The 7159-nt window shown below is 65.6% G+C and carries 7 protein-coding genes, 3 tRNA genes and 3 pseudogenes; 8 read left to right on the top strand and 5 right to left on the bottom strand.

Annotated elements, in window-relative coordinates:
- From DBR22_RS13110 to DBR22_RS13095, 4 genes and pseudogenes are all read right to left on the bottom strand, one after another.
- Positions 1–686 (bottom strand): annotated as a pseudogene (locus tag DBR22_RS13110) (C40 family peptidase); the annotation flags it as partial.
- A 223-nt stretch (positions 687–909) separates the two neighbouring features.
- Positions 910–1830, bottom strand: coding sequence for a cation diffusion facilitator family transporter (locus DBR22_RS13105; RefSeq protein WP_108599382.1), 921 nt, complete (start codon positions 1828–1830; stop codon positions 910–912).
- A gap of 10 nt (positions 1831–1840) precedes the next feature.
- The gene (locus tag DBR22_RS13100) at positions 1841–2269 is read right to left on the bottom strand and encodes a metallopeptidase family protein (RefSeq protein ID WP_108599381.1); all 429 of its coding nucleotides are present in this window, start codon (positions 2267–2269) and stop codon (positions 1841–1843) included.
- A 40-nt stretch (positions 2270–2309) separates the two neighbouring features.
- Positions 2310–3279 (bottom strand): annotated as a pseudogene (locus DBR22_RS13095) (DMT family transporter).
- A gap of 124 nt (positions 3280–3403) precedes the next feature.
- Between DBR22_RS13095 and DBR22_RS13090 the strand changes: the two are divergent.
- Complete coding sequence (locus tag DBR22_RS13090) at positions 3404–4096, top strand: DsbA family protein (protein ID WP_108599384.1); 693 nt, start codon at positions 3404–3406, stop codon at positions 4094–4096.
- A 5-nt stretch (positions 4097–4101) separates the two neighbouring features.
- Here the strand turns inward: DBR22_RS13090 and DBR22_RS13085 are convergent, their stop codons facing one another.
- Entirely contained in the window at positions 4102–5121 is a 1020-nt protein-coding gene (locus DBR22_RS13085) for a PHP domain-containing protein (protein ID WP_108599383.1), read from the bottom strand.
- Between the two features lie 168 nt (positions 5122–5289).
- On the opposite strand from DBR22_RS13085, the gene DBR22_RS13080 reads away from it, so the two are divergent.
- The 7 genes and pseudogenes from DBR22_RS13080 to DBR22_RS13050 all read left to right on the top strand — a co-directional run.
- Positions 5290–5362 (top strand) — tRNA-Glu (locus tag DBR22_RS13080).
- 91 nt (positions 5363–5453) lie between these two features.
- Positions 5454–5527: transfer RNA gene (locus tag DBR22_RS13075), tRNA-Asp, on the top strand.
- Between the two features lie 48 nt (positions 5528–5575).
- Positions 5576–5651 (top strand) — tRNA-Phe (locus DBR22_RS13070).
- Positions 5652–5775: 124 nt separating this feature from the next.
- Complete coding sequence (locus tag DBR22_RS13065) at positions 5776–6258, top strand: Asp23/Gls24 family envelope stress response protein (RefSeq protein ID WP_108599380.1); 483 nt, start codon at positions 5776–5778, stop codon at positions 6256–6258.
- The gene (locus DBR22_RS13060) at positions 6255–6446 is read left to right on the top strand and encodes a DUF2273 domain-containing protein (RefSeq protein WP_108599379.1); all 192 of its coding nucleotides are present in this window, start codon (positions 6255–6257) and stop codon (positions 6444–6446) included. The genes DBR22_RS13065 and DBR22_RS13060 overlap by 4 nt, the downstream gene beginning before the upstream one ends.
- A complete protein-coding gene (locus DBR22_RS13055; RefSeq protein WP_108599378.1) occupies positions 6443–6823 on the top strand; it encodes a hypothetical protein in 381 nt (126 codons plus the stop codon). Before DBR22_RS13060 ends, DBR22_RS13055 begins: the two co-directional genes overlap by 4 nt.
- 26 nt (positions 6824–6849) lie before the next feature.
- Positions 6850–7159: pseudogene (locus DBR22_RS13050) on the top strand (hypothetical protein); the annotation flags it as partial.

Here is a 7159-nt window from a genome sequence, read left to right as displayed (position 1 = left end):
GCCACTGCCTTCACCTGCGCGGCGTTGGCCTGTTCCGCTTCAGCCTTGCGGGCCTCGGCCGTTCGGGCGGCGTCGTCTGCGGCCCGGTTCGCGTCCTCAGCGGCAGCAGTCAAGGACCGGGCTGCAATGGCCGCCGTGTCCGCGGATTCAAAGGCGCGGCTGCGGCTGGCCGAAATGGCTTCCAGCGTCGCAGCCTGCTGCAGCGCTTCGCCGTTGCCGCTGACGAGGGTGGTCAGGGTGGGGTTCAGCCCGCCGTTGCGGTACAGGTCGCCTGCCAGTTGGCCCACCTGTTTGCGGGTTTTGTCCTGCAGCTCCGCTGCAGTCTTTGCCTTGGCGGTGGCGGCGTCAGCTGCCAGCCGGCGGCCCTGCAGCTCCACCAGGGACTCACCGTAAGCGTTGTTTGCCTGCATGGTCGCGGCGAAGGTGACCTGCTGGGCACTTGCGGCATCGGCCAGGAGACGCTCGATGGAGGTGACCTGATCGGCCGTCGCGCTTTCACTGGATTTCGCGGCGGCGATGTCTTCCGCCGAGGGAACCTCCGGCGAGGCCGGCCGCTGGACGGCGGCTGCGATGACGCCGGGAAGCTGGGGAGCAGGGTCTGCCTGGGCGGGGAGTGCAAGGCTTGCGGACAGCACGACGGCGGTGCACAGTGCGGCGGCCGTCAGGCCTGATCCAGTCAAACGCATTCGCAGAACCTCGCACGGTAAGGCTGGGGAGCGAGGTCCGGTGGCGGCATAAAGAGCCCCTCTACTGATCTCCCAGCAGTCCGAGGCTACGTGACCGACTGCACTTTAGCAACACTGGTCACATCAATAACATAAACAACAAGAGTGTGATTCCGGCACATCTGGACCGGCGTGTCTGAATTCCGGATGGCCGCCCCACCGCCTGCCGTCACAGCGCCCGCCGTCACGCGTGCTGGCGCGACTCGTGTTCTGAATGGCTGGCGGGTTCCAGCTGGAAGGTGCAGTGCTCCGTGTCGAAATGGGAGCCGAGGCAGGTGGTGAGTTTGTCCAGCAGCTGGTCGGCGCCGCGGGCGTTCAGGACGCCGTCCTCCACCACCACGTGCGCCGAAAATACCGGCACGCCGGAGGTGATGGTCCAGATGTGGATGTCATGCACGTCCACCACACCGTCAACGCTGAGGATGTGTTCGCGGATCATCTGTACCTCCACGCCTTTGGGGGTGGCCTCCAGCAGGACGTCCACCACATCACGGAGCAGGTTCCACGCGCGCGGCAGGATCATCAGCGCGATCAGCACCGATGCAATGGTGTCGGCAGCCTGGTAGCCGGTGAACAGGATGACCACGGCTGCGACAATCACAGCGAAAGAACCCAGGAGGTCACCCAGGACCTCGAGGTAGGCGCCGCGGACGTTCAGGCTGTCCTGGTGTGCGCCGCGCAAGATCAGGAGCGAGACCAGGTTGGCAACGGCGCCCAGGATCGCTGCGGCGAGCATGATGTCGGTGTGGACCTCGGGCGCATCACCTATCCGCCGGATCGCCTCAGTAAAGATCACTACGGAGATGACCACCAGGATCAGCGCGTTGGCCAGGGCGGCCAGGACTTCTGCCCGCTGGTAGCCGTAGGTCCGTTGGTCACTTGCAGGCCGGCCCGCGATCCATGCGGCAAGGAGTGCGATGGTCACGCCGGCCGCATCGGAGAGCATGTGCCCCGCATCGGCCAGCAGCGCCAGCGATCCGGAGAGCGCCGCGCCGGCAACCTGCACAACCACCACGGCCAGGGTGATGGCCAGGACGGCGACGAGCCGCTTGCGGTGCCGGCCGGTTGCCGTGATCCCGTGAGTGTGGCTGTGGTCGTGTCCCATGCCTACAAGGCTAGCCCCAGCCGAGCTCGTGAAGCCGCTCGTCGTCGATGCCGAAGTGGTGGGCAACCTCGTGCGCCACCGTCACTGCCACCTCGTGGATCACTTCCTCGCGCGTGGAGCAGATGTCCAGGATGGGCTGCCGGAAGATGGTGATCCGGTCCGGCAGGGAACCTGCGTCCCACCAGGAATCACGTTCGGTGAGCGGGACGCCCTCATACAGGCCCAGCAGGACAGTATCCGGCTCTTCGCCGGGCGAGGGGACGTAATCGTCCTCGACAAACACCGCCACGTTGTCCATCGCGGCCGCAATCTTGGCGGGGATCCGGCCCAGGGCGTCGGTGACGGCGGCTTCAAAGTCGTCGTCAGACATCTCAAAAGGAAGCGGCTCGTGGGGCCCTTCCGGGACGATCGGCAGTCCGGGCGGCAGGTTGGCGGGCATGCCCTGACTGTAGCGCGAACTGCTGGTCCGCCGCCTGTGCTCAAGGACGCCTGGACGCCCTGACCTTCCGCCGGGTCAGTCCCACTCCCACCAGGCAGACCACTCCACCCACCAGGCCCCAGATGGTGGGGACCTCGCTGAGCAGCAGCCAGGAGATGAGGATGGTGGTGCCGGGAACCAGATAGGTGGTGGCCGCCAGTTTACCGGCGTCGATCAAGGACAGCGCGTAGGCCCAGGTGGTGAAGGCGATCGCCGTGGGAAAAACGCCCAGATAGACCAGCCCCAGGGTCGCGGGCAGTGGAGCCGACTGCAGTTCCGAGACCAGCTGCCCGGTGAAGGGCAAGCAGCAGAGCGCACCCACCATGATCCCGAACCACGTGGCCGGCCGGGAACTTCCGCAGCACCGGCTTCTGGATGATGACACTGACGGCGGCGAGCACGGCGGCAAGGAGGCAGAGCAGCACGCCGGCCACATCCGCCGTCGAACGTTCGCCGCTTCCGGAACCTGAGCCGAGTGCGATCAGCGCAACCCCGCCAAACGCCACCAGGCTGCCAATGAGCAGCCAGCGGGGAAAGCCTTCCTTGAGGAAAAAGCCGGCCATAATGGCAACCAGGATGGGATTGACGTTGATCAGCAAGGCCGCGGTCCCGGCATCGAGCAGGTGTTCCGCGGCGTTCAGGGCCACGTTGTAGCCGCCGAACCACATCACGCCGTACCCAAGGATGGGCCACCACTCGCGGCCCCGCGGCAGCAGCCGGCTTTTAAGAAGTTTCGGCAGAACCAGGGCGCCAAGTACGACGGCGGCGACCGCCAACCTGCCCAGGGTCAGGGACCCGGGGGAGAAAACCGGCCCGATGGCCCTGATCCCGACGAAGGCCGATGCCCAGAGCACCACGGTGACCAGGACGGCGGCGGCGCCGAGTGCGCTGATCCTGCCGTCCGGCGCGGGAAGGGTTGCAGGTGGGTCGGTGTGGGCGCGGGGGTTGGGCGCGCGGTGGGTTGAAGCCATGCTGCCAATCTAGCCCCGCCCAGGTGTTCCCGGCTGGCGGAAATCAGCCACCTCTCGTCGAGTTCCTGCCATATTGGGCGTGCCCGGCAGCCAGGCGTTTCCAAGGCTCAGCTACGATGCCCCCATGGCAACAGCTTCCACTTCTTCCCCGGGTTCATCACAGGGCACAGCCAGGCGCGTGCGCCTCGTCATCTGGATCCTGCTGGGCGTCCTCGTGGCCGGCGGTGCCGCCTGGTACTTTGCGCTGACATCGGCGAAGCCGTCCCAGGACCCGCCGCAGGCAGGGGCGGAACAGCTTGTCCGGACGGAAAGCCACAGGCTGACCTCCCCCGCCGTTGAGAAAGCACAGCTGGTGGAGTTCCTGGACTTCGAATGCGAAGCCTGCCGCTCGATCCACCCGTTCGTGGAGGAGCTGAAGGAGGAGTTCGGCGACAGGATCACCTTCGTCAGCCGCTACTTCCCGCTGTCCTCCCACCCGAACTCCGGCCCGGCGGCGCTCGCGGTGGAGGCCGCCGCCCGGCAGGGCAAGTTCGAAGCCATGTCCGCCAGGATGTTTGAGACGCAGGAGCAATGGCATGGGAAGGCAGAATCCCAGGGACCGCTGTTCCGGACCTTCGCCGAAGAACTTGGCCTTGACCTGGCTGCGTTCGACGCAGCAGTTGCCGACCAGAAAACGAAGGAACGCATCCGGGCCGACATCGCCGACGGCACTGCCCTGGGTGTGACAGGCACGCCGACGTTCTTCCTCAATGGCGAAAAGCTGACCCTGACCACAAAGCAGGACTTCCGGCAAAAGCTCCTCGACGCCGTCAAGTAGGCCGTTCAGGCGTTCTTAGACCACTTCAGGAGCCGGTCCAGGGGCCAGGTGGTGATGATCCGCTCAGCAGGAACGTTGTTCTTGGCCGCGCGGGCCGCACCGTACTGAAGGAAGTCGAGCTGCCCCGGCGCGTGGGCGTCGCTGTCGATGGAAAACAGGCACCCGGCGTCCAGGGCGAGCTGGATCAGGTCGTCCGGCGGGTCCTGCCTTTCGGGGCGGGAGTTGATCTCCACGGCCACATTGTTTTCGGCGCAGGCGGCAAACACCTTCCCGGCGTCGAACTCCGATTGCGGCCGTGTCCCGCGGGATCCTTCCACGAGGCGGCCGGTGCAATGGCCCAGCACGTTGGTATGGGGATCGCGGATGCCGCCGAGCATGCGCCGGGTCATGGTGGCCCGGTCGGCCCGCAGTTTCGAGTGGACGCTGGAGACCACAATATCCAGCCGGTCCAGCATGTCCGGGGTCTGGTCCAGCTCTCCGGACTCGAGGATGTCCACCTCGATTCCGGTCAGCAGCCGGAAACCGTTTGCGTTGCTGCCGTTGATCCCCGCCACCACATCCAGCTGCTCTGTCAGCCGTTCGGCGCTGAGGCCGTTCGCGATCGTCAGGTTGGGCGAATGGTCGGTGAGCGCCAGGTATTCGCGGCCCAGAAGCCGGGCGGCGTCTGCCATTAACGGGATGGGGGAACCACCGTCGGACCAGTCGCTGTGGCTGTGGAGATCGCCGCGAAGTGCTGCGTACAGTCCGCTGCCGTCAGTGGTGAGCGGCTCGGCACTGCGCTCGCGCAGGTCCGCGAGGTAATCGGGCACCCCGCCGTCCACCGCCTGGCGGACCACCTGATAGGTCCTGTCGCCGATTCCCTTCATGCTTTTCAGCCTGCCGTCCCGCGCCCTGGCCTCCACCTCCGAAGGGTCAAGTGCGGCGATGATCCCGGCAGCCTTCCGGAAAGCCTGCACCTTGAACGTGGCAGCGCGCCCGCGCTCCAGCCAGAAAGCGATCTCGTTGAGTGCGGCGGCGGCATCCATCTGTCCATCTTCGCCTGTCCCTGCCGCATTGTTCATGTACTTGCAGCCCGATTTTGGATAATTCCTGCCAAGGCCCTATAGTTTTAGAGTCCAGTTCGGAGCAACTGCAAACGAAAAGACTGAGAGCCATCGGCTTGAAGCCTTTTATTTTGTGCCGAACGGGTTCTGGCCCCCATCGTCTAGCGGCCTAGGACACCGCCCTTTCACGGCGGCGGCACGGGTTCGAATCCCGTTGGGGGTACGCAAGGAACTGGTCAGGCAGGCAGAAATTGTCTGGTAGGCTGGAAGCCTTGAAAAAAGCGGTAGCGATACTGCGGAAGCAAGAAAAGCAAGGCCCTGTAGCGCAGTTGGTTAGCGCGCCGCCCTGTCACGGCGGAGGTCGCGGGTTCAAGTCCCGTCAGGGTCGCTCTGATTGCCGGAAGAGATTCCGGCTCTCATGGTGACTAGTCACCTAGGCTCTGTAGCTCAGTTGGTAGAGCGTTCGACTGAAAATCGAAAGGTCACCGGATCGACGCCGGTCGGAGCCACCACTGGGAAGCATCAGTTCTTCGGAACTGGTGCTTTTCTTCTTTAAGCCGCCCTGCCCCCGGCGGATTCCAACGCCGTGACGGACCTAGGGGATAGGGTTGGGATCAACAGAAGGGGGAGTGCCTGATGGAATACCAGAACCCACAACCCGGTGCCGGCCTGGAGCGCCAGCAGGGTGCCGGCCAGCATGCTTCCAGCCCCGTGCCCGAACCCGTTCCCGGGCTTGGCCGCACGGTGATCGCCGAGGCCGCTGTAGCGAAAGTCGCCGGCATTGCGGCCCGCTCCGTACCGGGCGTCTACTCCTTGGGCTCAGTGCCGTCCCGGGCACTCGGTGCCATCCGCGACGCCGTCGGCAGCTCTGACCATGCCGCCGGCGTCCGTGCGGAGGTGGGGGAGACACAGGTGGCCGTTGATATCAGCCTGGTGGCCACCTACGGCACGCCCCTGCATTCCCTCGCCAACCAGGTCAGGGCCGCCGTCTACCGCGCCGTCGAGGAACTGGTGGGCCTGCAGGTCATCGAAGTCAATGTCGAAATAACCGATGTGTTCGTGGCGCCGCCGCCGAAGTCAGCTGCACCCGCCGGCACAGAAAGGGAGGCCCTGCTGTGAATCTGACCGTTGTAGGTATCGCCGTGGGCGCCTTCGTGGCGTTTATGTCCTTCCAGTTCGGCTTGTGGGGCTTCCTTGTCGCACTGCTGTTTATGGCCATCGGTGCCCTTTTGGGCCGCGCTGCGGAAGGGAAATTGGACCTTCGCGGCGTCTTGGATGCCATCATCGGCCGGCGCTCATCGTCATGACCGCAGCCGCCCCTTCCCTTCAGGGCCAGGCCCTGAACGGCCATAACCGCATCAGCACACAGGCGCTTACCAGCCTCGCCAAGGCAGCGGCCGCAGAGGCCCTGGGTGTGGACACGCACGATGTCAGGGCGGACTGGGCGGACGACGCCGGGCTGCTGGCTCTGTCCCTGGTGTCGCCCATCAGGGTCCCGCCACTGCCTGCGGTGGTCCGTGACGTCGGCCGGGTCGCCGCCTTCGGGGGATCAATCCTGGACCGCACCGTCGCTGCCAAAGCCCGGATCATGTCGACCGTCACAGCCCTGAGCGGAGCCCGCCTGAGCCGCGTGGACATCCGGATCAGCGGAGTCAAACCCATCGAGGGAGGCAGGGTCCTATGAGCCAGGGTTCACCCGACGGGAAGCTGATGGACTCCGCGGAAGCCAACCCGGCGCCCGCGGAACGGAAGCCTGATATGCGCAGGATCCTGTACCGGGAGACGCATTCATCCCGGGCAGCAGTGGCAACGGTCGCCGCAGTCCTGGTGATGGCAGCGGCTGCGTACGGTCTTCTGGAGTCCGGAGTGCACGCCATCGGGCAGCCCGCGTGGCTGATCGAACCCCAGTTGGCGGCTGAGCGCATTGTGGCCCTCCCCGCCGGTATCCCGCCCCTGCTGCTCGGTGCCAGCGGCGCTGTGGTGGCCATGGCCGGGCTGTTTTTCCTGCTCAACGCTGTCC

This window comes from Arthrobacter sp. HMWF013, from assembly GCF_003061105.1.
Classification (GTDB): Bacteria; Actinomycetota; Actinomycetes; order Actinomycetales; family Micrococcaceae; genus Arthrobacter.
Note: the sequence above shows the minus strand (reverse complement) of the source record. Positions and strands in the feature narration are given on the sequence as shown.

Coding starts and splice junctions, on each gene's coding strand:
- DBR22_RS13105 (WP_108599382.1), bottom strand. CDS start 1,830: ATGGGACACGACCACAGCCACACTCACGGGATCACGGCAACCGGCCGG.
- DBR22_RS13100 (WP_108599381.1), bottom strand. CDS start 2,269: ATGCCCGCCAACCTGCCGCCCGGACTGCCGATCGTCCCGGAAGGGCCC.
- DBR22_RS13090 (WP_108599384.1), top strand. CDS start 3,404: ATGGCAACAGCTTCCACTTCTTCCCCGGGTTCATCACAGGGCACAGCC.
- DBR22_RS13085 (WP_108599383.1), bottom strand. CDS start 5,121: ATGGATGCCGCCGCCGCACTCAACGAGATCGCTTTCTGGCTGGAGCGC.
- DBR22_RS13065 (WP_108599380.1), top strand. CDS start 5,776: ATGGAATACCAGAACCCACAACCCGGTGCCGGCCTGGAGCGCCAGCAG.
- DBR22_RS13055 (WP_108599378.1), top strand. CDS start 6,443: ATGACCGCAGCCGCCCCTTCCCTTCAGGGCCAGGCCCTGAACGGCCAT.